The 22,240-nt window shown below is 71.2% G+C and carries 24 protein-coding genes and 1 pseudogene; 11 read left to right on the top strand and 14 right to left on the bottom strand.

Annotated elements, in window-relative coordinates; translation table 11 throughout:
- Positions 1 to 119 precede the first annotated feature (119 nt).
- Complete coding sequence (locus tag ACFW9D_RS05140; RefSeq protein ID WP_384617918.1) at positions 120 to 680, top strand: quercetin 2,3-dioxygenase; 561 nt, start codon at positions 120 to 122, stop codon at positions 678 to 680.
- Entirely contained in the window at positions 677 to 1,570 is an 894-nt protein-coding gene (locus ACFW9D_RS05135) for an alpha/beta fold hydrolase (RefSeq protein WP_384617915.1), read from the top strand. Before ACFW9D_RS05140 ends, ACFW9D_RS05135 begins: the two co-directional genes overlap by 4 nt.
- 148 nt (positions 1,571 to 1,718) lie before the next feature.
- On the opposite strand, the gene ACFW9D_RS05130 is transcribed toward ACFW9D_RS05135, so the two are convergent.
- From ACFW9D_RS05130 to ACFW9D_RS05095, 8 genes are all read right to left on the bottom strand, one after another.
- Positions 1,719 to 2,549 (bottom strand): pectate lyase, encoded by an 831-nt coding sequence (locus tag ACFW9D_RS05130; RefSeq protein WP_384617912.1) that lies wholly within the window; start codon positions 2,547 to 2,549, stop codon positions 1,719 to 1,721.
- Positions 2,550 to 2,623: 74 nt separating this feature from the next.
- Complete coding sequence (locus tag ACFW9D_RS05125; RefSeq protein ID WP_384617909.1) at positions 2,624 to 3,466, bottom strand: hypothetical protein; 843 nt, start codon at positions 3,464 to 3,466, stop codon at positions 2,624 to 2,626.
- A complete protein-coding gene (locus tag ACFW9D_RS05120; protein WP_384617906.1) occupies positions 3,463 to 4,032 on the bottom strand; it encodes a SigE family RNA polymerase sigma factor in 570 nt (189 codons plus the stop codon). Before ACFW9D_RS05120 ends, ACFW9D_RS05125 begins: the two co-directional genes overlap by 4 nt.
- Positions 4,033 to 4,167: 135 nt before the next feature.
- On the bottom strand, positions 4,168 to 5,232 hold the full coding sequence (locus ACFW9D_RS05115; protein WP_384617903.1) for a YihY/virulence factor BrkB family protein: 1,065 nt from the start codon (positions 5,230 to 5,232) through the stop codon (positions 4,168 to 4,170).
- A gap of 102 nt (positions 5,233 to 5,334) precedes the next feature.
- Positions 5,335 to 5,607, bottom strand: coding sequence for a hypothetical protein (locus tag ACFW9D_RS05110; protein ID WP_384617901.1), 273 nt, complete (start codon positions 5,605 to 5,607; stop codon positions 5,335 to 5,337).
- Between the two features lie 34 nt (positions 5,608 to 5,641).
- Positions 5,642 to 5,911 carry a hypothetical protein gene (locus tag ACFW9D_RS05105; RefSeq protein WP_384617898.1) on the bottom strand — a complete coding sequence of 90 codons (270 nt, stop codon included), beginning with the start codon at positions 5,909 to 5,911 and terminating at the stop codon, positions 5,642 to 5,644.
- A 372-nt stretch (positions 5,912 to 6,283) separates the two neighbouring features.
- Positions 6,284 to 6,550, bottom strand: coding sequence for a hypothetical protein (locus ACFW9D_RS05100; RefSeq protein ID WP_384617895.1), 267 nt, complete (start codon positions 6,548 to 6,550; stop codon positions 6,284 to 6,286).
- 316 nt (positions 6,551 to 6,866) lie between these two features.
- Positions 6,867 to 7,832, bottom strand: a complete 966-nt coding sequence (locus tag ACFW9D_RS05095; RefSeq protein WP_384617893.1) for an ArsR/SmtB family transcription factor — start codon at positions 7,830 to 7,832, stop codon at positions 6,867 to 6,869.
- Between the two features lie 86 nt (positions 7,833 to 7,918).
- Between ACFW9D_RS05095 and ACFW9D_RS05090 the strand changes: the two genes are divergently transcribed.
- From ACFW9D_RS05090 to ACFW9D_RS05080, 3 genes and pseudogenes are all read left to right on the top strand, one after another.
- On the top strand, positions 7,919 to 8,683 hold the full coding sequence (locus ACFW9D_RS05090) for an MBL fold metallo-hydrolase (RefSeq protein ID WP_384617890.1): 765 nt from the start codon (positions 7,919 to 7,921) through the stop codon (positions 8,681 to 8,683).
- A gap of 24 nt (positions 8,684 to 8,707) precedes the next feature.
- On the top strand, positions 8,708 to 9,373 hold the full coding sequence (locus tag ACFW9D_RS05085; RefSeq protein ID WP_384617887.1) for a nitroreductase: 666 nt from the start codon (positions 8,708 to 8,710) through the stop codon (positions 9,371 to 9,373).
- 117 nt (positions 9,374 to 9,490) lie between these two features.
- Positions 9,491 to 10,516 (top strand): annotated as a pseudogene (locus ACFW9D_RS05080) (MFS transporter); the annotation flags it as partial.
- An 80-nt stretch (positions 10,517 to 10,596) separates the two neighbouring features.
- On the opposite strand, the gene ACFW9D_RS05075 reads toward ACFW9D_RS05080, so the two are convergent.
- The 3 genes from ACFW9D_RS05075 to ACFW9D_RS05065 form a co-directional block, all read right to left on the bottom strand.
- Positions 10,597 to 11,667, bottom strand: coding sequence for a helix-turn-helix transcriptional regulator (locus ACFW9D_RS05075; RefSeq protein WP_384617884.1), 1,071 nt, complete (start codon positions 11,665 to 11,667; stop codon positions 10,597 to 10,599).
- Between the two features lie 89 nt (positions 11,668 to 11,756).
- Positions 11,757 to 12,743: an alpha/beta fold hydrolase gene (locus ACFW9D_RS05070; RefSeq protein WP_384617882.1), complete on the bottom strand. Its 987-nt coding sequence runs from the start codon at positions 12,741 to 12,743 to the stop codon at positions 11,757 to 11,759.
- A gap of 128 nt (positions 12,744 to 12,871) precedes the next feature.
- Complete coding sequence (locus ACFW9D_RS05065; protein WP_384617879.1) at positions 12,872 to 13,774, bottom strand: LysR substrate-binding domain-containing protein; 903 nt, start codon at positions 13,772 to 13,774, stop codon at positions 12,872 to 12,874.
- Positions 13,775 to 13,886: 112 nt separating this feature from the next.
- Here ACFW9D_RS05065 and ACFW9D_RS05060 point away from each other — a divergent pair, with 112 nt between their 5' ends.
- The 5 genes from ACFW9D_RS05060 to ACFW9D_RS05040 all read left to right on the top strand — a co-directional run bounded on the left by ACFW9D_RS05060 (position 13,887) and on the right by ACFW9D_RS05040 (position 17,760).
- Complete coding sequence (locus tag ACFW9D_RS05060; RefSeq protein WP_384617877.1) at positions 13,887 to 15,083, top strand: four-carbon acid sugar kinase family protein; 1,197 nt, start codon at positions 13,887 to 13,889, stop codon at positions 15,081 to 15,083.
- Complete coding sequence (gene pdxA / locus ACFW9D_RS05055) at positions 15,080 to 16,069, top strand: 4-hydroxythreonine-4-phosphate dehydrogenase PdxA (RefSeq protein WP_384617873.1); 990 nt, start codon at positions 15,080 to 15,082, stop codon at positions 16,067 to 16,069. The genes ACFW9D_RS05060 and pdxA overlap by 4 nt, the downstream gene beginning before the upstream one ends.
- 44 nt (positions 16,070 to 16,113) lie before the next feature.
- Positions 16,114 to 16,773 (top strand): HisA/HisF-related TIM barrel protein, encoded by a 660-nt coding sequence (locus ACFW9D_RS05050; protein WP_384617871.1) that lies wholly within the window; start codon positions 16,114 to 16,116, stop codon positions 16,771 to 16,773.
- Positions 16,774 to 16,840: 67 nt separating this feature from the next.
- Positions 16,841 to 17,149, top strand: a complete 309-nt coding sequence (locus ACFW9D_RS05045; RefSeq protein WP_384617868.1) for a hypothetical protein — start codon at positions 16,841 to 16,843, stop codon at positions 17,147 to 17,149.
- A 32-nt stretch (positions 17,150 to 17,181) separates the two neighbouring features.
- Positions 17,182 to 17,760: a DUF5655 domain-containing protein gene (locus ACFW9D_RS05040; protein WP_384617865.1), complete on the top strand. Its 579-nt coding sequence runs from the start codon at positions 17,182 to 17,184 to the stop codon at positions 17,758 to 17,760.
- A 53-nt stretch (positions 17,761 to 17,813) separates the two neighbouring features.
- Here the strand turns inward: ACFW9D_RS05040 and ACFW9D_RS05035 are convergent, their stop codons facing one another.
- Both ACFW9D_RS05035 and ACFW9D_RS05030 read right to left on the bottom strand, forming a co-directional pair.
- A complete protein-coding gene (locus tag ACFW9D_RS05035; protein WP_384617862.1) occupies positions 17,814 to 18,644 on the bottom strand; it encodes a transporter substrate-binding domain-containing protein in 831 nt (276 codons plus the stop codon).
- A 135-nt stretch (positions 18,645 to 18,779) separates the two neighbouring features.
- On the bottom strand, positions 18,780 to 19,385 hold the full coding sequence (locus tag ACFW9D_RS05030) for a TetR/AcrR family transcriptional regulator (RefSeq protein ID WP_384617859.1): 606 nt from the start codon (positions 19,383 to 19,385) through the stop codon (positions 18,780 to 18,782).
- Between the two features lie 45 nt (positions 19,386 to 19,430).
- Between ACFW9D_RS05030 and ACFW9D_RS05025 the strand changes: the two genes are divergently transcribed.
- Positions 19,431 to 20,345, top strand: a complete 915-nt coding sequence (locus ACFW9D_RS05025; protein ID WP_384617857.1) for a DUF2867 domain-containing protein — start codon at positions 19,431 to 19,433, stop codon at positions 20,343 to 20,345.
- A gap of 61 nt (positions 20,346 to 20,406) precedes the next feature.
- Here ACFW9D_RS05025 and ACFW9D_RS05020 read toward each other — a convergent pair whose 3' ends face one another.
- Positions 20,407 to 22,194, bottom strand: coding sequence for an RICIN domain-containing protein (locus tag ACFW9D_RS05020; protein ID WP_384617854.1), 1,788 nt, complete (start codon positions 22,192 to 22,194; stop codon positions 20,407 to 20,409).
- Between the last annotated feature and the right edge of the window lie 46 nt (positions 22,195 to 22,240).

Here is a 22,240-nt window from a genome sequence, read left to right as displayed (position 1 = left end):
TCTTTCCTCGCATGCGGTGGGGCCGGAGGTGGGCGGCCGCTTGCCGGGCCGCAGTCTCTCGTGTCAGGGTACCTGACATGTGGAGTGTCAGGCAGGCTGACATGGAGAGGGCGGTAGTCATGACCATGGAGTTCGCGTCGCGATATCGCGGCACCTCCCACATCCCCGCCGACCCGAGCAGGCCCTACGTGATCGAGAAGGGCGAAGGCGATCGCGCCCACCTGTTCGGTGACCTGATCACCGTGTACGCGGGCGGGGAGCAGACCGAGAACGCTTTCAACTTCTTCACCGTCGAGGGCCCCAAGGGCGACATCATCCCCGCGCACCTGCACGCGGACACCTACGAGGTCTTCTACGTGACCCAGGGCGCCGTCCGGCTCTTCGTCGAGGACACCGAGGGCCGGCAGACCGAACGGCTGCTCACGCCGGGCGACTTCGGCTTCGTACCGAAGAACTGTCCGCACGCCTATCGCATCGAGCGCCACCACTCCCGGATCGTCGGCGTCGCCGCGGGTCCCGGTGGCACCTTCGAGCGGTTCTTCGAGACCCTCGGCACCGAGGCCGAAGCCCACGGGCTGCCTGCCACGCCGTACGTACCGGAGCCGGAGCGGTTCGCCTCGGTGTCGCAGCAGTTCGACGTGCGCTTTCTGCCGGGGCATGAGTGGGGGACCAGCGCATGACCTCGCGCGAGCTGCTCGACCTGATCCCCGCGCCGCATCCCGACACCGCCGCGCTGCCACCTTTCGCGCAGCGGGCGGACGGTGTGCGGATGGTTCGCGGCGTCCCCTACGGGCACGTCGACGGTGGGCGTCCGTTGGAGCTCGATCTGTGGTTGCCCGGGCCGTCCGCCGAGGGCCGGCCGGCCCCTGTCGTTCTGTTCGTTCATGGTGGGGCCTGGCGGCGGGGGCGGCGTGACGACATGGGGCTGCATACGCGCTCATGGGACCCCGGTCCCTTCGAGCGCCTCGCACGGGTCGGCTTCGCCGTGGCCTGCGTCGACTACCGGCTCAGCGGCGAGGCGACGTTCCCCGCACCCCTGGACGACCTGCGGACCGCTCTGCGTTGGCTGACGCTGCGTGGCGAAGAGCTCGGCATCGATCCGGGGCGAACTGTGGTCTGGGGGGAGTCCGCCGGAGGGCATCTCGCGTCTCTGCTCGCGCTCACCCATGACCGGCCGCGCCCCGCTGCGGCCGTCATCTGGTACGGGCCGGCCGATCTCACGGCCCCGCGGCCGCCGTTCGACCCGTCAGCGTCCGACACGATGGAGGCGCGACTGCTCGGGGACGCTCCCGTACGCGTGCCTCGCCTTGCGCGCTCGGCGAGCCCGGTGCACCAGGTCGGGGCCGGTGCGCCGCCCTTCCTGCTTCTGCACGGTGAGGACGATTCGATGGTGCACGCTGACCACAGTCGGGAGCTGGGCCGTGCGTTGCGGGAGGCCGGCGCGCCCGTGGAGCTGAGGCTGGTGCCGCACGCCGATCACGGCTGGTACGGGCTGACGGAAATGGCCGTCGAGGATCTCTTTCGGCAGTCCCTTGCATTCGCCACCCAGCACGTGCGGGGCTGTTCCTGAAGCAGTTCGTGGCGTGAGCCTTCCCGGAGGCCGGCCCGGTCGAACACGGCCGGGTGCGGGACGGCGAAGGGCCTGGTGCCGAGGTGGGTTTGTCGGCGTCAGGCCCTTGCCGCGCGTTGGGTTCCCTGTCGGGCAGCGAAGGTGGTGATCAGTTGTAGGTGAGGTCCGATGCCGTGTAGCGGCAGGATGTGCCGTCCGGCCCGCTGCCGGTTTCCTTGGGTTCGGCGCCGGTGTTGTTGCCTTGGTAGCGCACGCAGGGCTTGATCTTGCGGCTGCTGTCGCCGTGGATACGGATATTGCGCAGCGCCGCCGTGTCCCCGTAGTTGGTGTTGACACCGACGATCGACTTGCCCGGCGCGGTGATGTCCACGTCGTTCACGAGGATCGTGCGCTTGTACTGGGTCGAGCAGTTGCCGCAGGAGCGGACCAGCTTGCCGAAGTTCTCCAGGTGGAACTTGGTCACGACGAGCTTGCCGGCGCCGTTGAACTGGAAGGTCTTGTCGGCCGCGCTTCTGGCACCACCGCCGTACACGGTGTAGACCGCGGACGCGGACTTCCCCTTGAAGGTGGCGGCGTCCTCGCCGACGTCCTCCGACCAGACGTTCTGCAGGGTGCAACTGCCCTCGCAGTGCACACCGTCGGCGGCGGGGGAGCCGATGATGACGTTCTTGAGGACGGCGCCGTCCTTGAGCTTGAAGATCGGGTCCTGGCCTTCCTCCTGGCCGTCGCCGCCGAGTTCACCGGCGCCGTAGTAGCGCTTGTAGCCACCGTCGAGGGTGCCGGACACGGAGATGGTGGAGGAGACGGACTGCCGGCCCTTCGCCTCGGGCCAGTTGGAGGCGGCCCCCGCGGGGCTGAACATGCCGCTCGCGAAGAGGACGCCGCCGGTCAGTCCGAGCGCGGCGGCACCTGCGGTGATCGCGCGGCCTTTGGTGACGCGACGGCGGTGGCGTGCGGGGGGTGAGGTTTCCTTGTTCATGCCCCTTGGTTGCCGCCGAGGGCGGGAAGGTTGCCGCCCGCACCACACTTCTTCCCGGACGTACGACTCAGGGCTCAGGCGAAGTCCCCACTCGACGCGGCCTGTTGACCCGTGATCGTGCGGCCGGTGACGGAGTACGAGTCCCCGCCGGCGTCCCGCGCGCCCGTCGCGTGGTCGTACTGACCGGCGAAGACATGCTCCCCGGCAGGCACGGTCCGGCCGGGCTTCAGCACCCACTGGTAGACGAGGAAACCGTCCCGTTCGGCGACCGATGCCGTGAAGTCGTCGGCGGGCAGGGAACGCCAGTTGCCGGTGTCGGCGACGTCACCGGTCTGCGCGACGCGCAGCTCCACGGTCAGTGCGGAGAGCTCCTTCCGTGCCTTGAACGTGACGTTGCTCTGGGCCCAATACGTGTGGGAGCCCGGGTCGACGGACCCGTCCGACCACAGCTCCGCATCGGCTGCCGCGGCGGGAGGCGGCGCCGGGGACTTGGCGGGCAGTGATGGGGCGCGGTGCGGTGCCGTCGCGGAAGCGGATGCCGGGGCCTTGCGCGGAGGCGAGGCGGATGCGGATGCGGAGGGAGACGCGGGGGAGGGCGGAGCAGGGTGCGGGGTGCGCGACGCGGTGTCGTAGGGCGACGTGGTTGAAGGGGACACCGAGACGATCTGTCGGGTTCCGTCGTCCGGGTGCAGCACGGCACCCACGGCGAACCCGCCCGCGACGAGCACCCCGGCGACCCCGGCCGTCACCCCGACGACCCGTGCCCAGCCGGTGAGGGGCCGCCGCGGTGCTGCAGGCAGGCCGCGCGTGGCCCGGGCGGTGGACATGCCGCGCTCGATCCGGGCCAGCATCCGCCGGCGGTCGGGCTCGTGCGCGCCGGCGGCATCGCGCAGCCTGCGCCGCAGGTCGTCGTTCATCGCGGGCCCCCTTCCGCCATCGCACCGGCCGTCCGCATGCGCGTTGGTGTCAGGGCCGTCGCCCTGTCCTCTCCGAGCAGGCGCTTCAACTCGGCCATGCCCTTGGACGTCTGGCTCTTCACGGTACCCACCGAGATGCCGAGGGCGAGCGCGGTGTCCTTCTCCGACAGGTCGAAGGCGTGGCGGAGGACGACGCAGGCCCGCTTGCGGAACGGCAGGGCGCGCAGCGCGTCCTGGAGGTCGAGGACGGCCGGCACGTCCGGGCCGTCCGTGTGGTGGGAGCGGCCAGCCCAGAACAGGGCCACCCGACGCCGCTCGCGGATCGTGCCGCGCAGTCGGCTGCGGGCCAGATGCGCGACGACGCCGCGCGCGTACGCCACCGGGTGCGCTGTGGCCCGGACCCGGTCCCAGCGATGCCACAGGGCGAGCAGCGCATCCGCCGCGAGATCGTCCCCGGCCTCGGTCTCGCCGGTCAACAGGCGGGCAAAGCGGGCCAGTTCGGCGTGATGCCGCTCGAAGAAGGCATGGAACTCGACGGACGGATCGTCGTCCATGACCGTGGCCAACGCGGCATCCTCCCTCTCTCCGGGGCGCGACGGGGTGCCGGAGCATACCAACGTCCGCACGGTGATTCGAATGCCGTTCGGGATGTCGAACGTCGAGAGGGGCGGCCGCCGCCGTCAGGTGTGCCGCTGCACCCGTCACACGTCACCGAGGCGGCGCCGATCCTCCTCGGTCCACGTCCGGGTGTCGCGAGGCTGTGTGTAGGGCTCGGCCTCGGCCGGGTGTCCGCCGGCGACGGCCCGTTGGCGTACGGTCTCGGCGTCGAACTCCAAGCCCAGCAGGATCACCAGATTGCTGATCCACAGCCAGAGGAGGAAGACGATGACGCCGGCCATGGTGCCGTAAGTCTTGTTGTACGAGCCGACGTCGGCCACGTAGAACGCGAAGCCGGCGGAGGCGATCAGCCAGGCGACGATGGCGAGGAAGCTGCCCGGGGTGATCCACCGGAAGCCCTTCACCTCGGCGTTGGGGGTGGCCCAGTACAGGATCGCGATCATCATCGTGACGAGGACGACCAGGACCGGCCACTTGGCGATCGACCACACCGTCAGGGCGGTGTCCCCGATGCCGAGCGCCTTCCCGGCCTCCCTGGCCAGGCTGCCCGTGAAGACCACGATGAGCGCACTGATCACCGCCAGCACCATCAGCACCACCGTCACACCGATCCGCACCGGCAGGATCTTCCACACCGGGCGGCCCTCCGGTATGTCGTAGACGGCGTTCGCTGCGCGGATGAACGCCCCCACGTAGCCGGACGCCGACCACACGGCCAGCACGAGGCCGACGACAGCCATGACGGAGCCCAGGCCTGCGTTGTCCTGCAACTGCTCCACGGCTTGGGCGATGATGTCCCTGGCCGAGCCCGGCGCGAACTTCTTGATGTCGGCCAGCACCGAGTCCGTCGCGGACCGGCCCGCGATGCCCAGCAGCGACACCAGCACCAGCAGCGCCGGGAACAGCGACAGCACCCCGTAGTAGGTCAGCGCGGCCGCGCGGTCCGCCAGCTCGTCGTCCTTGAACTCCCGCAGCGAGCCTTTGAGCACGCCACGCCACGCGCGCTTGGGGAGTTTCGTCGGTGCGTCGGGGGCCCGGCGCTCCACTTCGGGGCCGGGCCCGACCCGCTCGGGGGCAGTCGGCTCGTGCTTCTGGTCCTCGTCGCTGCCGTGATGAGCGTTCCGCCCCGGCAGATGCAGCTTCACCATGGTCGCCGGGTATCCACCTCGCCCGCGCCCAATCGATCGGAGACCGTCAGGCGTCCTCCGTACGCCGCCGGGATCCCGCTGGTGGCGCGCCCGCCCACGGGCTCAGGCCGCATCGACGAGCCGGGCGGCACGCCCGGACTGATCACGTACGCCGGACGGCCGGCTGCCCGCGTCGTGGACGAGCCGCAGATGACGGTCACGGGAATGGCGAGGCGCCCGCGGTGGCCTGCCCAGGAACCTTTCCTCGATGCGGTCCATCAGGAACAGCAGCAGGCCCAGGACGGGCAGAAGCGACACGGCGACGGCGATCACGGCGACATCCCTCCGCTCGGCAACGTCGACCGGGTTCCCCTCCGCTCCTCGCTCAGCAGCCATGAAGTGTGAAGGTCTGGTGAGTGCGGGGCCCCGCTCAGGTACGGACGGCACCTGTTGAGGGGTGGGAGGTGCCGGTGGAGGCGGGATCGTCGAGCGACACGTCGATCACGTCGACGAGCCGGCGCAGCTTGTGCTGCGCGCGCGGGGCGTCCGGCCGCGGCAGGCGGACGACGGCGGTGGCCGAGAGCGGGGACGAGGTGGCGTACGCGAGGTCGAGCACGTGGTGGTTGTTGAGGGTGGACGCGAGACGTGCGAGCGTCCCGTGGCCGGGGCGCAGCGTGACGGTGAGGCGGGCGTGTTCCATGGGTGGTGGTCCTTGTCCGAGGGGGCCGTGGTGGGGCCGTTGTGGGGCCGGGAAACGAAAAAGACCCCTCGCGAGGCGCGAGAGGTCTGCGTGCGGGCGCTGAGCCGGGGAGGGTTACTCCCGAGGGCTCGATGCCGGCACGCTGCCGCTGATAATCAGCTGCTGCTGCATGCGGGGCATGGTGCCAGATCTTCGCCGCATCCTGGAAGGTCATCTCATACTGCGGACGAGGAGGTGTGACGCCGCTTCAGGCTCCGCGGGTGTCCCTCAGCCTGTTCCCGGGCCCGGTGGGGGCCTTGAGGCACAAGAACACGGCGGCTCGACCTCGCCAAGGCCGAGCCGAGAGCTGGGGAGCTGGGCTTGCCGGCGAGGTCAGGGGGCGAGGGGGAATGAGGGCAGGGAGTGCCGTATCGCTGTGCGCAGGTCTCTGCTGAGCCTTCCGGTTCTTTCCCAGTCCACGAGGAGTTGGGCCACGTGGGCCACCTTGATGCCGGTTCGCGCTGCGGCCGCGCACAGGACGTCGGTGGCATCAGGGATGCTCATCCGACCCACTGCGGCGAGGACCGACGCGCCCTGCTCGATGATCGTCGGGGCGCCCGGCAACTGGTCTCGAGCGGTGGGTTCCAGGAACTCGGCCATGAGGCCTCCAGGGGCAGAAGAGTGTCAGGCACGTCGAGGGACACCGCCCGTGCTCGCGGTGAGCATGAGGATGCGCTCCTTGAGGAAACGGTGCGCGAAGGGCGGACTGCTGCTCGTGCGCCGATGCCTTTGCTCCAAAGCCCGGCCTTTCGATGTGTACCCATGGTTGGCCGGTGGCCATCCTGCGGTTCCCGCCCTTGCAGACAGCGATGACCGATTCCCGGGTGCAGCGTTCAGGTGTGCGGTGGCACGGTCGTCGACCATGACCTGCGAAACGTCCGCGACGGCGGAATTTCCCGGTGGCGACGTGACCGGTTCATGCCGCCAGACGGTCGCCGAGCGGGCTGCGCAGGTACAGCACGAGGTGCCCGTGCCGGGCCCGGGTGACCAGTCCCGCCCGGCGCAGGACCCCCAGATGCTGGCTCACCGTGCCGGGGCTGAGCTCCAACCGGTGGGCCAGGTCGGTGGTGCTCGCCGGCTCCGCGAGCTGGGTCAGGAGCAGGGCCCGGGTGCTGCCGAGCAGATCGGCCAGGGCCTTCGGCGGGGCCACGGCGTGCGGGTGCCAGACCGTGGCGCGGCCCCGCGCGGGGTACGCGATCCTGGGCGCCAGCGCGGGGTTGAGGAGTGTGCTGGCACGGTCGCAGAACAGAGACGGGGTGAACGTCACGCCGCGGCCGTCCACCGCCAGGTCACGCCGTTCGTCGCGGAGCGTGTCCACGGTGAGCGTGCCTGCCTGCCAGCGCAGGCCCGGGTGGATGTCGGGGAACAGCGCCGCGGCGCCGCCGTCGGCCAGCCGCCGCGCCCGGTGCAGGATGTCGGACCGCAGAACCGCCTGCATGCGCGGCCAGTGCGGCGCGACCACGAGCGCCCAGTAGGCGTACAGGGCGTCGGCGATGCGCGCGAGCAGGGCCGGGGGATCCCGGTACGCCTCGACGAGTCCGGCGCACAGCTCCGTACCACTGGCGGCCTGGAGCAGTTCGGCCGTCACACGCTCGGCGGGCGTGGCCCGCAGTGCCGCGAACTCGCCGTCGACATCGGGAGTCGGGCCGCCGGGATGAGGGGTCAGGAAGTCGGCGATGCGCCGGCGCGGCCCGACCAGGGACCGCAGCAGGGGCCAGTCGAGTCGCCGCAGCAGCGGGGCGCCCTGGCGCAGCAAGGGCCGATGCTCGGCATACCGGACCGGGTTCTGCCACGCGCGCAGGCTCAACACGGTCTCCTGCAGCGGGGAACACGCGAAGCGGACCGAGGCGAGGTCGTCCAGGTCGAGCCGCAGCAGCAACATTCGGCCCAGACTAAATGTCTCGCACCGCGGCCGGTTCGCCGGGTGGGATCACCACCATGACCACCGCTCCGGCCGGGAGAAGGCCGATGACTCTGACGCAGGCTCACAGCTGGTACGAGCTGGAGGAGCTGGACGACGGCCTCGTGCGCATCACCGAGCCGCACGTCGACAAACTGGTGCGGGCCAACCTCTGGTGGCTGCGCGGAACGGACCGCGACCTCGTCGTGGACGCGGGCCTGGGCGTCGCCTCCCTGCGCCGCCACATCCCGAAGATGTTCGAGCGGGACCCTCTGGTCGTCCTCACCCACGCACACCTGGACCACGTCGGCGGAGCACACGAGTTCACGGAACGCGCGGCCCACAAGGCCGCCCAAGAGTTGCTGGCACAGGGCGTGCCGTCCAGCCTTCACGGTCCCGAGCTCTACAGGAAACTCGGTGTGGAGGCAGGGGGAGAAGACCTGCCGGCGCTGCTGATCGACGCGCTTCCCCACCCCGGCTACGACCCGACTGCCTACCGCGTGGAGCCACTCACGGTGCACCGTGTTCTCGAGGACGGGGACACCATCGACCTCGGCGGGCGCGCCCTGACCGTCCTGCACCTGCCCGGACACACCCCCGGCTGCATCGCCCTGCTCGAAGAACGCACCGGGGCGCTGTTCACCGGCGACGTCGTCTACAACGGCCACCTCATCGACGACCTCCCCGAATCCGCCCCGTCGGACTACCGGCGCAGCCTCGCGCGCCTTGCCGAACTGGACCTGTCGACCGCCCACCCGGGCCACGGCCGGAGCTTCTCCGGGCCCCGACTGCGGGAACTCGCCCACCAGTACCTGAGCGGGCCCTCCGCATAGGGACGTAGAGAGGAAGGGAACCACGTGGATGTGTACGAAGCCGTGGACGGTCGCCGGGCCGTGCGGGCGTTCAGCGACGAACCGGTGCCCCGAGACGTTCTCGAACGCGTGCTGACCGCGGCGGCGCGCACTCCGTCGAGCGGCAATCTCCAGCCGTGGCGTGCCTATGTCGTTGCCGGCGAGCCGCTGGCCGAGTTGAAGAGACGCGCGGCGGCCAGGGCCGTGGCGGGAGACCCGGGCGACGAGCGCGAGTACCCGATGTACCCGCCCGAACTGACCTCCCCGTACGCGGACCGCTTCTCCGCCGCTGCCGCCCAGAGGTACCGGGCCCTGGGCATCGAGCGGGACGACCCCGACCGACCCGCGAAGATCGCCGCCCTGAACTGCGGCGCGTTCGGGGCGCCGGTCGTGCTGTTCTGCTACCTCGACCGGACCATGGGCCCGGGACAGTGGGCGGACGCGGGGATGTACGTACAGACGGTGATGCTGTTGCTGAGGGCGGAAGGCCTGCACAGCTGCCCCCAGGTGATGTGGACCATGTACCGCGAGACCGTCGGTGAGGTGGTCGGGGCCGACGACGGACTCGTGCTGTTCTGCGGCGTCTCGGTGGGCTTCGAGAAGGAGGGCGTGGCACGGCTGCGCACCGGGCGGGCGGATCTGGCGGAGACGGTGAGTTTCGTCGGAATGTGACGAGTTGGCGGCCGGGACGCGCAGGTCAGCGGGCCGGGGCGAGAAACGCGGGCCGTGCGGGAACATGTGCGAGCTTCACTGACAGGAGATGTCAGTGAAGCTCCGGACACTGGTGCGATGCTCCTCAGTCACCCCTCCCAACGGGCCGAACGGCTGCTCGTGCCCGCTGCCTTCGCGACCGCTCTCGGCAACAACGTCCAACTCATCGCGGGCGCACTGCTCCTGATCAGGGAGCAGCGGACCATGATGGCCGTCGGCTGGCTCTTCATCGCCGTCGCCGGGCCGCAGGCGCTGCTCTCGCCGCTCTTCGGACGGCTGGCCGACCGCTTCGACCGGCGGGCGCTGTGGATCGGCTGCGATGTCACCAGTGCGGCGCTGGCCCTCGGGCTGCCGCTGTGGCTGGTGTGCGGGGGCTCCCCGGGGCCCGGTGTCTACGGCGCCAATCTGACGCTCGCCGTGGTCGGCGCCCTGTTCTTTCCGGCGAGTTCCGCGCTGATCAAGGAAAGGGTCGCGGCGGACCGGCTGCGACGGTTCAACGCCCGCTACGAGATGGGGACCCAGGCGGGGATGCTGCTGTCGGCGACGATCGGCGGGCTGTCCGTACAGGCCTTCGGCGCCCTGCCGCTGCTGGTGTTCAACGCCGGGACCTTCGTCGTGTCGGCGCTCTGCGTCGCCGCGGTGGGGCGTCGCCCGAACCGGGTGCCGACGGCCACCCCGGACGGCGGGCCGGCACCGGTCCCGACCGGGCCACGGGTGCCGCTGCGGATGCGTCACTTCATCCTGCTCTACGCCCAGGGGAGCGTGGTCGTCACGGTCTTCAACGCCCTGCTGCCCACCGCCGTCATCGGCGAACTCCACCTGGGGGCCGGGACGTTCGGCGCCGTCGACGCCCTGGGGAGTTTTGGCTTCCTGGCGGCGACCGGTGCCTACCGGATCGTCGGCAGGCACTGGCCCGACCTTCGCGTCGCCGTCGTGGGCTTCCTGCTCTGCGATGCCGGCCTGCTGTTGCAGAGCCAGTTCGGGATCGCCGGCTATCTGATCGGCGTACCCCTGGGCGCGTTCGTCTTCGGGCAGGCCCGGATCGCCTCGCGGACCATGCTGATGACCTCGGCCGACGACGCCTCGGTGGGCAGAGTCTTCGGGCTGGCGAACGGCGGCGGTCTGGCGGCCACGGTCGGGGTGATGTTCCTGGTCGCGACGGTCACCGACCACACCGACACGCGCTACGGCTTCGCGGTACTCGCCGCGCTCTCTCTGCTGGCCACGCTGTCCGCGGGACTGCTGCTGAGGTCACCGGCCGCGCACCGGCCCGAGGTGTCCGCCGGGCGGTACCGGTCGAGCATCGCCGCCGCTGTCGCCGCGAGCGCGCGGCGCAGTTCCTCGGGGGCCAGCACCTCGATGTCCGGCCCCAGCGACAGCAGCGTCGGCAGCGCAGACTCGACCGATTCCACCGGTACGGTCGCGGTCACCCAGCCGTCGGCCTCCGGCGGTCCCGCCGACGCCTCGACGGCGCGGACCAGCGCCGCGTCCAGTCGGTCCGGCAGCGCGGACAGCAGCGCCGGAGCGATCCGGACGGAAGCCTGAAGGCGCAGTCTGCGGGCGTCGTAGGCGTGGAGGTAGTCCTGCCAGTGAGCGGCCAGATCGAAGCCGTCGGGGCGCTCGAAGCCGTCCTCTCCGACGTCCAGGCGGAGGATCGACGACACCCGGTAGGTGCGCACCGCGTCGTGCGTCGCCGCCACGAGGTACCAGACGCCCGCCTTGAGGACCAGGCCGTAGGGGTCGAGCTCGCGCTCGACTTCCTGCGGCTCGGCCCAGCGGCGGTAGCGCACCCGGATGCGCCGCTGGTTCCACACGGCGTGGGCGAGCGCCACGAGAGCGGGCGGGGAGTCCTGCTCCCGGTACCAGCCGAGCGCGTCGAGGTGGAAGCGTTCACGGACCCGGCCGGACCGGTCCCGGAGCGGGGCCGGCAGCGCCGCGGTCAGCTTCAGCTGCGCCGCCGCCAGCACCTCGCCCAGTCCCAGATCGTCCGCCGCGCCGGGCAGCCCGGCCAGGAACAGGGACTCGGCCTCTTCGGCGTGCAGCCCGGTGAGCCGGGTCCGGTAACCGCCGAGCAGCTCGTATCCGCCGTGATGCCCGGAGTCCCCGTAGACCGGGATGCCCGCGCCGCTCAGTGAGTCGATGTCCCGGTAGACGGTCCGGACCGAGACCCCCAGCTCCTCGGCGAGCTCACCGGCCGTGAGCCGCCCCCGGTTCTGCAACAGCAGAAGGAGGGAGAGGAGCCGGGCCGCGCGCATGAAGCCATCATCCCAGGCTGTGTCCGGCCTGGTCCGGCGGCCGGCTGCCCGTCTGCGCGAACGAGCCCGCGGAACCCGGACGGCCCGGCTCAGTGCTCGAGGGTGGCGAGCCAGTCGGTCAGGAGGCGGTTGACCTCGTCGGGGCGCTCCTGCTGGATCCAGTGGCCGCAGCCGTCCAGGAGATGGGACGCGGACAGTGCGGGGAGAGTGGCGGGGAAGGCGTCGATGGCATCGGACATCCAGGTGGTGGAGGCGTCCAGGGTGCCGCCGATGAACAGGGACGGCTGCTTGATCGCCGCTCCGCTGTGGGGGGCGAGGTCTTCCCAGTCCCGGTCCATGTTGCGGTAGCGGTTGAGTGCGCCGGTGAGGCCCGTGCGTTCGAACTCCGCGGCATAGACGTCGAGTTCCTCCTCGCTCAGCCACGCGGGGAGCGGACCGTCGGGGAAGCGGTCGCGCAACTGCCCGCCCGGGGCGACGAAGTGCGGGTCGGGTTCGCCCTCGGCCGGCATGGTGTCGGCGGACAGGGCCGCGTAGAAGCCCGCGAGCCAGCCCCGCACATCGGGCTCGATCTCCGACTCGGCGCGGCCGGGCTCCTGGAAGTAGGAGACGTAGAACTCCTGGTCGGGGCCGCCGATGTGGTCGAAGACGTCCGTGGGACGGGGGCCGCCGGGCGGTGCGTACGGCACGCTCAGCAGGCCGGCCGCGCGGAAGACCTCGGGGTGGAGCAGGGCGGACGCGGCGGCGATGTTGGAGCCCCAGTCGTGGCCGACGACCACCGCGGACTCCTCGCCGAGGGCGCGTACGACGGCGACGTTGTCGGCCACCAGGTCGAGCATGCGGTAGGCGCCGGTCGCGGCCGGCTTGGAGGAGCGGCCGTAGCCGCGTACGTCGATGGCCACGGCACGGAAGCCGGCCGCGGCGAGGGCCGGGAGCTGGCGGCGCCAGGAGTACCAGGACTCGGGGAAGCCGTGGACCAGCAGGACCAGCGGGCCGGTGCCCTGCTCGGCCAGATGCAGGCGACCCGCGGGGGCCTCGACGATGCGGTGGCGGAGTGCTGAGGTCGGCTCGGATCGCATGGGCGACTTCTCCTCGGTTCGCGGCTGGTCGGCGGCTACCCATCGATCATGGGGCGCGGCGGCGGCGCGGCGCGATCAGTGTTGCCGTTCCGGCAAATTCACGGGGTGCGGGTCCGGCAGCTGAGGGGTCACGCCGGTTCGGAGTCGGTCTCGAGCCGGCTGGTCCGGGCCAGCAACCATGCCGTCAGGGCGCGGACGCGTCCGTCTTCTTCGGGTGAACGACGGCTGAGGAGGTGGTAGCTGGTGCCGTCGGGGACGAATCCGAAGGGTGCGACGAGCTGCCCTCGCTCCAGGTCGTCGTGGGCGACGGCGTACGGGGCGATGGCGACCCCGACGCCGGCCGTGGCGGCCTGGAGAGTCAGGTAGAAGTGCTCCAGGGTCTGCTGGGAGGCGGGCTCTGTCCGCCTGCCGGTGATACGCCGCCAGTCGTCCCAGGCCTGTGGCCGTGTGCCGGTGTGCAGCAGGGGTATCTGTGCCGCGCCGTCCGGGCCGGTCAGCAGGGGTGCGAGATCGGGACGGCACACGGGTCCGATGCGTTCTGCGAACAGGCGCGTCCGGGGCGTCTGCTCGGGGAACGGGAAGTCGTCCCGGCGGATCGCGAGGTCGATGCCGTCCCGCTCGAAGAAGACAGGGCCGCCGCCCGCGGACAGGTGCAGGGCGACGTCCGGCACGTTCACGGCCAGATCGGGGAGCCGGGGGATGAGCCATCGCATCAGGAGCGTGGGCTCGCAGGAGAGGGTGAGCGGGCCGATGGGCGTGGGGTGGGCGATCTGCCGGGCCGCCGCGTCGATCTGATCGAGCGCGTCCCGGACGACGGCCGCCAACTGGCGGGCCTCAGAGGTCGGACGCAGGGCGCGGGTCTGCCGTTCGAACAGCGAGGTCCCCAGGGCCCGTTCGAGATTCTGGATCTGCCGGCTCACCGCGCCGTGCGTGACATGCAGTTCCCGCGCCGCCGCGGTCATGCTCGCGTGCCGGACGGTCGCCTCGAAGGGCAGCAGCGTGTTCAGAGGAGGAAGGGCGGCCCAGCGCATGCGTGAACTCTACTCACAGGTGTTGTGAGAACGAATCGTTTGTCCTGCGCTTTCGGCCTGCACGACTATTGATCCGTTCACAGAGAAGAGTTGCCGAGGGAGAGGGCGGGGCATGACATTCCGCAACGCCGCGCGGCAGGGCATCGCCATCCTGGCGGATGACCTCACCAGCGCCGGGGACGGCGCCGCGCCGTTCCGCCAGGCAGGGCACGACGCACGGATCCTGCTGTCCGCCCCGGCGAGCGTGCCGCGGCACGCCGCGGGGGTGAGCGCGGTCGACCTGGGGAGCCGGGTGCTGGACGAGGCGGCCGCCGTGTCGCGTACGGAGCGGGCGGCCCGCCTGTTCGACGGCTCCGAGCTGCTCTTCAAGACGGTGGACTCCACCCTGCGCGGCCATGTCGCGGCAGAGGTCCGGGCTGCCTGGGTGGGATCGCGGAGGCGGGCCGTCGTGCTCGCACCGGCCTTCCCCGCGGAGGGCAGAGTGACGGTGAAGGGCGTCCAGTACGTACGGGGCGTGCCGGTGCACGAGAGCGACTACGCCCGCGACCCCGTCCATCCCGTGCGGTGCTCGGACCTCGCCACCCTGTTCCCGCAGGCCGCTCTCGCGCAGCCCGAGCGGGCGGACGAGCTGCCCGAACTGATCGGGAACGGTGGCCTGATCGTCTGCTCCGCCGCCGAGGACCGCGACCTCGACCGTGTGGTGGCAGCGGTGCCGCGACTCGACGACGTGCTGTGGGTCGGCTCCCCGGGCCTGGCCGCCGCCCTGGCCCGAAGGTGTGCACGCACCACCGGAAGCGGCCCTGCGCCACTTCCCGACCCGGCCCGGCGTCCACTCGTCGTGGTCGGCAGCACCAACCCGGCCACCCGCAGACAGCTCGCCGCCCTCCGCACCAGGGACGACGTCCAGGGAGTCACCGTAGGTACCGATCCGGACCCGGCCGTTCAAGCGCTACGAAGCCTGACAGCACCCGTCCTCACCCTGCAGACACCCGATGAACGCCACTCGCCGCAGACCGCCCGCCTGCTCGCCCGCGCTCAGGCGGCGGTCGTCCAGGCCCTCGCCGAAGACCACACCGTCGACGCACTCGTCGTCACCGGGGGAGAAACGGCCACCACCGTCCTCCACCCCCTCGGCGCCACCGGCATCGACCTCGTCGACGAACCCGAACCCGGCGTCGTCCGCGGGTCCCTGACCGGCCGACTGCCCCTGCCCGTGCTGATCAAAGCGGGCGGCTTCGGTGACGACGCCCTGCTCCTGCGGCTCTCCCACCTCGTCCGACACCGCCTCGCACCAGGAGAACACGCATGACCCCGATCGCCATCACCATGGGCGACCCCTGCGGAATCGGCCCCGAGATCACCCTCAAAGCCTGTGCGGATCCCCGCACCACCGTGCCCGTCGTCGTCATCGGCGACACGGACGTCCTCGCCCGCGCCGACAAACTCGCCGGCACCGGCCTCGCACTGCGCCCCATCGCGTCCGTCGGCCAGGCGCAGTTCACCCCCGGCACCGTGAACGTCCTCGCCGAGGACGGTCTCCCCGCAGACCTCCCCTGGGGCACCCTCGACGCCCGCGCCGGAGCGGCCTCCTTCCAGTACGTCCGCCGCGGAATCCGACTCGCCCTGGCCCACCGGATACGGGCGCTGGTCACCGCGCCGATCAACAAGGAAGCCCTGCGCCTGGCCGGCGTCCGCCACCCCGGACACACCGAGATCCTCGCCGACCTGTCCGGCACCACGGACTACGCGATGATGATGGCCACCGACGAACTGCGGATCGTCCTCGTCACCGTGCACCAGCCGCTGCGCACCGCGATCGACTCGATCACCACAGGCCGCGTGCTCGACATCATCCGCCTCACCCACCGCACCCTCCGGCGCGGCGGACTGCCCACCCCGCGCATCGCCGTCGCCGGGCTCAACCCGCACGCGGGGGAGAACGGCCTCTTCGGCCGCGAGGACCTGGACATCATCACGCCGGCCATCGAGACCGCGCAGAGCGAAGGCATCCAGGCCAGCGGCCCCTGGCCCGCAGACACCGTCTTCATGCGCGCCCGCGCCGGAGCCTTCGACGCCGTGGTCGCCCAGTACCACGACCAGGGCCTCATCCCCGTCAAGTACCTCGGGATCGAGCACGGCGTCAACATCACCATCGGCCTGCCCTTCGTCCGCACCAGCGTGGACCACGGCACCGCCTTCGACATCGCCGGCCTCGGCACGGCCGACCACACCAGCCTGCTCGCCGCCCTGACCCACGCCGACCGCCTGTCCGCGGAGGCACCGGCCCACACCTGACCCACCGACCCGCAGCAGCCCGGAACAGAGGACCGAAGGACCCCATGGACTTCATCTTCATGCTCACCCGCGACGACCGCACCGTCACCGACTGCCTCGACGTCCTCGACACCATCGAGGACCTCGGCATCACCCACATCGGCTTCAAGGACGTCGGCGCCGACCCCGGCACCCTCGCCCGACTCCACACCCGCATCAAGGACATGGGCGCCACCACCTACCTCGAAGTCGTCAGCACCCACCGGGACCAGGCGCTCGCCTCCGTACGCGCGGCCGCCGACCTCGGCGTCGACTGGCTGATGGGCGGCACCTGGATCGAGGAGACCCTCGCCCTCCTGCACGGCACGTCCATCGGCTACCTGCCCTTCGCCGGCGAACCCCTCGGGCACCCCACCCGCCTCGCCGGCACTCCGGACCGCATCGCCCGCGACTGCCGACGAGCCGAAGCAGCGGGTTGCGCGGGCGTCGACCTCCTCGCGTACCGCGCCACCGACGCCGACCCGCTCGACCTGGTCCGCGCCGCCCGCGCCGCCACCACCGGCCGCCTGGTCGTCGCCGGATCCATCACCGGCGCCGACCAGATCCACGCACTCGCGGAGGCCGGAGCCGACGCCTTCACCATCGGCTCCGCCGCCTTCGACGGCTCCCTCCAGCCCCACGCCGGCACCCTCCGCTCCCAACTGGCACCAGTGGTAGGCCTGTAGCCCGGACCGCGGTTCGACGCACGGACCGTCCTTGCTCGTATCACCCACGGCAGCCGATCATTCGGGGATGAGACCCGAAGTTCAGGCCTTCGTCGCCGACGGCCCCCTGCCCGGCTGGGACACGGACGACGACGAACTCGTCGACCGCCGCGGCCGCCAGATCGACGCCATCTCCGCACCGGTCACCGCCGACGAGGCGCATGCGCTGGCCGACTGCTTCGGCCCCGACGACTGCTACGGCGTCGCCTGGTCGCTGCTCCACCTGATCGAGACCGGCCCGGGACCGCTGCCGCCCGTGACACGCCCGGGACCCGACGCCGACGTCTGGCACGTCACGCTCTGGAACCGCTGGGGAGACCCGGGATCCACGAGCTGATCACCGCCCCGCGCAGCCCTACGCTGGGGTCCATGGTCGAGAAGCCGCAGGTCAAATCCTGGCGGGAGATGCGCGCATGGCAGATCGGGCTGCTGGAGCGAGCGACGGGTGAGTCGCTGCCGGTGTGGACGGACCGGATCCGCGCGCGGGCGGCCGGGAGCGAGGCGGAGCTGCGGGAGTGGCTCGAGCGGCAGGGCGTGCGCGGGTACGCGCAGATGCTGCTGGTGCACGAGACGTTCGGCTACCCGGACTTCCTCCTCAAGGGCGCGGACGAGCTGATCGACGGGCAGTACGCGGACCGCCCCGGGCTGCGGCCCGTCCTCGACGCGGTGCTGCTGCGCGCCGCGGAACTGCCGGACGTGACCGTGCAGGCGCGCAAGACGTTCGTGGCGCTCGTCGGGCCGCGGCGCACCTTCGCCCGCGTGCGCCCGACCACGCGTGGCCGGGTCGACGTCGGGCTGAGGCTGCCGGGGGAGGAGCCGGGCGGGCGTCTCGCGGTGGCGAAGGGATTCGGCGACGAGATGGCGTTGCGGGTCGCCCTCCAGGAGGCCGGTGAGGTGGACGAGGAGTTCGCGGCGATCCTGCGCCGCGCCTACGACGCGAACCTCTGAGCGCGACTCCCCGTCCGGTGTTCCCTCCCGGTGCCGGCTCACGCCGGCAGGTGTCAGGCCCCGCTCCGGCCCATCCACTCCTCCTCGTAGGCCGCGTACGTGCCGTCGTGCGTGGCGAGATGCACGAACTGGTCCACGTACTCCCTGAACGGGTCGTCGCCGCGCGGCAGCGCGTACGCCTTCTCGGAGAAGGTGAAGGGCTGTTCCGGGTGGAGGGAGCACAGCTCGGGGTGGATCTTGGACTGGTAGAGCGTCTCGCTCGCGTCGGTCATCATCACGTCGGCGCGGCCCTCGATGATCTCCTGGAAGATCGTCGTGTTCTCGGGATGCAGCTTGATGGTGGCCTGATGGATGTTCGCCCGGGTGAACTGCTCGTTCGTGCCACCGGGGTTCACGATGACGGTCGTACCGGCCTTGTCGATGTCATTCAGTGTGCCGGCACCGAACTTCTCCTTGTCGGCGCAGCGCACGACGGGTGTCTTGCCGTCCTGCCGGGTCGGTTCGCTGAAGTACACCTGGCGGGCGCGGGGCAGGGTGATGGAGACGCCGCCGACCGCGATGTCGCAGCGACCCGCGGCCACGTCCTTGGTGACGTTCGCCCAAGTGGTGGCCACGTAGCGGGTCTTGGCGTCGAGGCTCTTCGCGAGGTTCTCGGCCATCTTGATGTCGACGCCGCTGTAGGTGCCGTCAGCGGGGTCGAGGTGGGTGAAGGGCCGGTAGTCGCCGGTGGTGCACACCTTGAGGACGCCGGTCCGGGGGACGGAATCCAGGAGAGTGCCGTGCGGGTGGCCGCCGCCGCGGGCGGTGGTCCCGGGTGACGCGGGCGCGGCGGCGGTGAGGGAGAGGACGCAGGCCAGGGCGGACAGGCAGGCGGCGCGCTTCATCAGGGCGGCTCCTTCGCGGGTGCCCGGGCGACTGCCTTGCCCGGGCGTCTACGGCATGACGGGCTTGATCACCTTCGCAGACCGTGTGCTTCGGCAACACTCCCCGCGACGTCGGTATCGGCTCGCCCGTCGGAGTCATGGCTCCTGACGGGCCATCAGTACCTCGAGAGCGTCGTCGAGATAGGCGGTGAACTCGCCGTGCTCCTGCGGGGGCAGCACCGAGGGCGCCGCGTGGGCGAGTTGGGCGTGGCCGAGGTAGGTGGTGTACGCCAGCAGTCCGCGGCGGCGGGCTTCCGGTTCGGGGAAGCCGAGGTCGCCGAAGAGTTGGGCGAGGTAGTCCACTCTGCGCTCGGTCACCCGGCGCAGGGCGGCCGCGACCTGGGGTTGGGTCGCGGTGGCGAGCAGAGCGACTTCGAGCGGGTTGGTCGTGGCCGAGGTGATGGCTTCGGAGAAGAGCAGACGGATCCGCTGCCGGGGGTCCGGTTCCGCCTCGACCTCGCTGATGGTGCCCTCGGTGTTGATCTGTTCCCAGCGCTCGAGCGCTGCCTCGATGAGTGCGGCGCGGTTGGCGAAGTGCCAGTAGAAGCTGCCCTTCGTGGTGCCGAGCCGGGCCGCCAGGGGCTCCACGGCGACGGCCGCGATGCCGCCCTCGCCGATCGCGGAGAGTGCCGCGTCCGCCCAGTCCTGTGCGGTCAGCCGCGCTTTGCCGTCCTGCCGTCGCTGCCGTTGCGTCATCTCCATACGCTACCGTATGGTTGACCATACGCAAGCGTATGGAGGTAGACGATGACCGCGGTACGCAACGTCCACGAGCGCGTGATCGACGCCCCCGCGGCAGCCGTCGGGGCTCTCCTCGACCGCCTCTCCGCCACGGACGACCCGATCTTCCCGACACCGGCCTGGCCGCGGATGCGCCTCGACCGCCCGCTCGCGGTGGGCGCGGACGGCGGGCACGGCCGGATCCGTTACCACGTCACGGCGTACGAACCCGGGTCCCGCGTCCGGTTCGACACCCCGCCGGGGGGCGGTCTCGACGGATACCACGAGCTGACCGTCGCACCGCTCGGCGCCGAACGCTGCCGCGTGCGCCATGTCCTGGAGTGCGAAGTGCGCGGCGCCGGTATCCTCCAATGGGGCCTGGTCATCAGGCACCTGCACGACACGATGATCGAGGAGATCTTCGACAACATCGAGCGGGCCGCGGCCGGCGGCGTCGCCCGCCCCGTGCGCTGGTCGCCCTGGGTACGGCTGCTGCACCGACTCACCTGGGCCCGCCCCCGAGCCGTCGGGACACCGGCGGAGGCCCGGCTGATCCGCTCCTCCGTCGACCGCCCCGACTACGTGGACGCGTACCGGGTGGACCTCCTTCCGGGGCTGCCGCGCGACCCGGCGGCCTGGACCGGCGTCCTGCGCGACGCCTTCCCCGTCCTCGCCCGAGCCGACGGCGAACTCCTCATGGACGTGAACACGGCAGGCCTGACGGCCCGCGCCTCGATCCTCGTCGATGACCGGCACGTCACCCTCAACACGGCCGTGAAGACCGACAGCCCGCGCGCACGCGCCTATTGGGGTGTGGTGAAGCTCGTGCACCCCGTCATGGCCCGCACCATGCTCCGGCGGACCCATCGCGCATTGGCCCTCGCAGCACCCAGCGCGGGGGAACGCGCACAGGCGCAGTCTCCGGCGCCCGAGCGGTCATAGAGTCCGGCACACCGACAACGGTGCCCCTCCCGGCGGGGAGAAGCACCGTCGCGGGCTCGCCCTAGCGGCTGAGGGTCAGCGTCTGCTCGCCCGGGGTCCGGGTGCCGCCGGTGCCGCCGGAGGCGTCCCAGTAGCGCGGCGGCGTGGTCTCGGCCGCGCGGGCGGTGGCGGCGGACAGGCCCAGGACCAGGCCGCTGTACCGGTTGACCAGTCGATACGTTCCCGTGGACGTACCGTCGGCCGTGGTGTTCCGCAGCACGAACCACTGCTGGCCGACCGAAGGCACGCCTTGCTTGGCCGCTGTCACCGAGGGGGCGGCGCCCCAGGCTCGGCCCGCCGTGGACCGCGAGTCCACGCCCAGCAGGTTGCGGGAGGCGTCGTTCGTGATGCGGTACGAGCCGTCGCCGTTCGCGGTGAACGTCCACGACGCACGGTCCCCGCCGCTGCCGGCCGGCACGGAGGTCGCGGCGGAACCACCGGACACCTGGGCCAGCACGCGACCGTTCGCGCCGGCGATGCGATAGCCGGCGCCCTCGTCCACGGGGGCAGCGGGCCGGTCGGTGTCGATGCGCAGGTTCACGTACTCGGAGTACGAGTCGTTCGAGCAGCCGTAGGAGCAGTAGGCGCGGAAGTCACGGCCGACGATGCGGGTGCTGGTCTTGTTCGCGCTGTCCAGGAACCAGCGGTACCAGGAGGCGGTCGTGTAGCCGCCGGTGTCGCCGAGCAGCCGCCACTTCTGCGTCGACAGGTCGTCGGTGGCGTAGATCTGCTGAGGTGCGTTGCCGGACTGGTCGACGCCCTGAGGCTCGCCGATGTACAGGCCCAGGTGGGCGTTGTAGGTGATGTCCATGACGAACAGCGGCGAGGTGGGCGGCATGGCTCCGGCCGCGACCTGCTGGTTCGCCGTGCCGGGCGTCGCCGGGTCGTACTCCTGCGCGGCGGGGGTGTACCCGGTGGGGTGTGCCGCGTCGACCGGGACCATGTTGCTCTCCAGGCCGCCGTCGCCCGGCTGGGACCAGGAGCCGTCGTACCACTTCTGCCAGGAACCGGGCGCCATCTTCGCGGAGATGGGAGCGCGGGCGACATGCCCGTGGAAGACCCGCCAGCCGCCGTTCTTGTCGACGATCCGCGAGCCGTAGAAGACGTAGAAGTAGCCGGACGCCGTGTCCGTGAACAGGCGTGGGTCGCCGTCGCCGTAGTGGTACGTCTGCTGCGGGAACGCGGAGGTGTCACCGCGGACCGTGCTGTACGGCGAGGTGATCACGTGGTCCTTGATGGTCCAGGTGCGGCCCTGGTCCTTCGACACGGCGTAGTCGATGCCGTCGAAGTGCGAGCTGTCCCCGAAGGGCTGCGGGGTGAACTCGTTGTGCACCAGCCCGTACCAGTCGCCCGTGTCCGGGTCGACCCACACTCCGGCCAGGTCGCAGTAGTTCTTCTGCGCGTAGGAGGATCCTGCCGGGGCGAAGCTGGACTCGCGCCCGGTGGGGCTGTTGTTGCAGCGTGCGGTCGTGTCGTCGTTGCGGTCGGTGGGATCGGACGGATCGGCCGACTTGCCGAGCGACTTGTTCAGGGACGCCGTGTCGAGGTCGGCACCGGAGTAGAAGTTCCACTTGCGGGGGTCGGTCGCACCGTAGAGGGCGTGCGAGGACTGGAAGTAGAAGGTGCCGTCCTTGTCGATGTACGTACCGGCCGGAGTGTCGTCGGGGTGCGACCAGCGCCCCTTGGCGCCGACCGTCACCGTGTACGTGGCGCTGTCGGCGGTCGCGGTCGGGACGAGCGCGGCGAGGCCGCTCACGGCCACGGCGGCCGCGACGAGGGTCCGCAGTCGTCTTCTGCTGGGGAGTGGCACGCGTTCTCCTTCGGTCCGGTGGACATCGGCCGACCGGTCTCGCGGG

This window comes from Streptomyces sp. NPDC059524 (genome assembly GCF_042749255.1).
Taxonomy (GTDB): domain Bacteria; phylum Actinomycetota; class Actinomycetes; order Streptomycetales; family Streptomycetaceae; genus Streptomyces; species Streptomyces xanthii.
The sequence above is the reverse complement of the archived record's forward strand: the minus strand, read 5'-3'. Positions and strand labels throughout refer to the sequence as shown.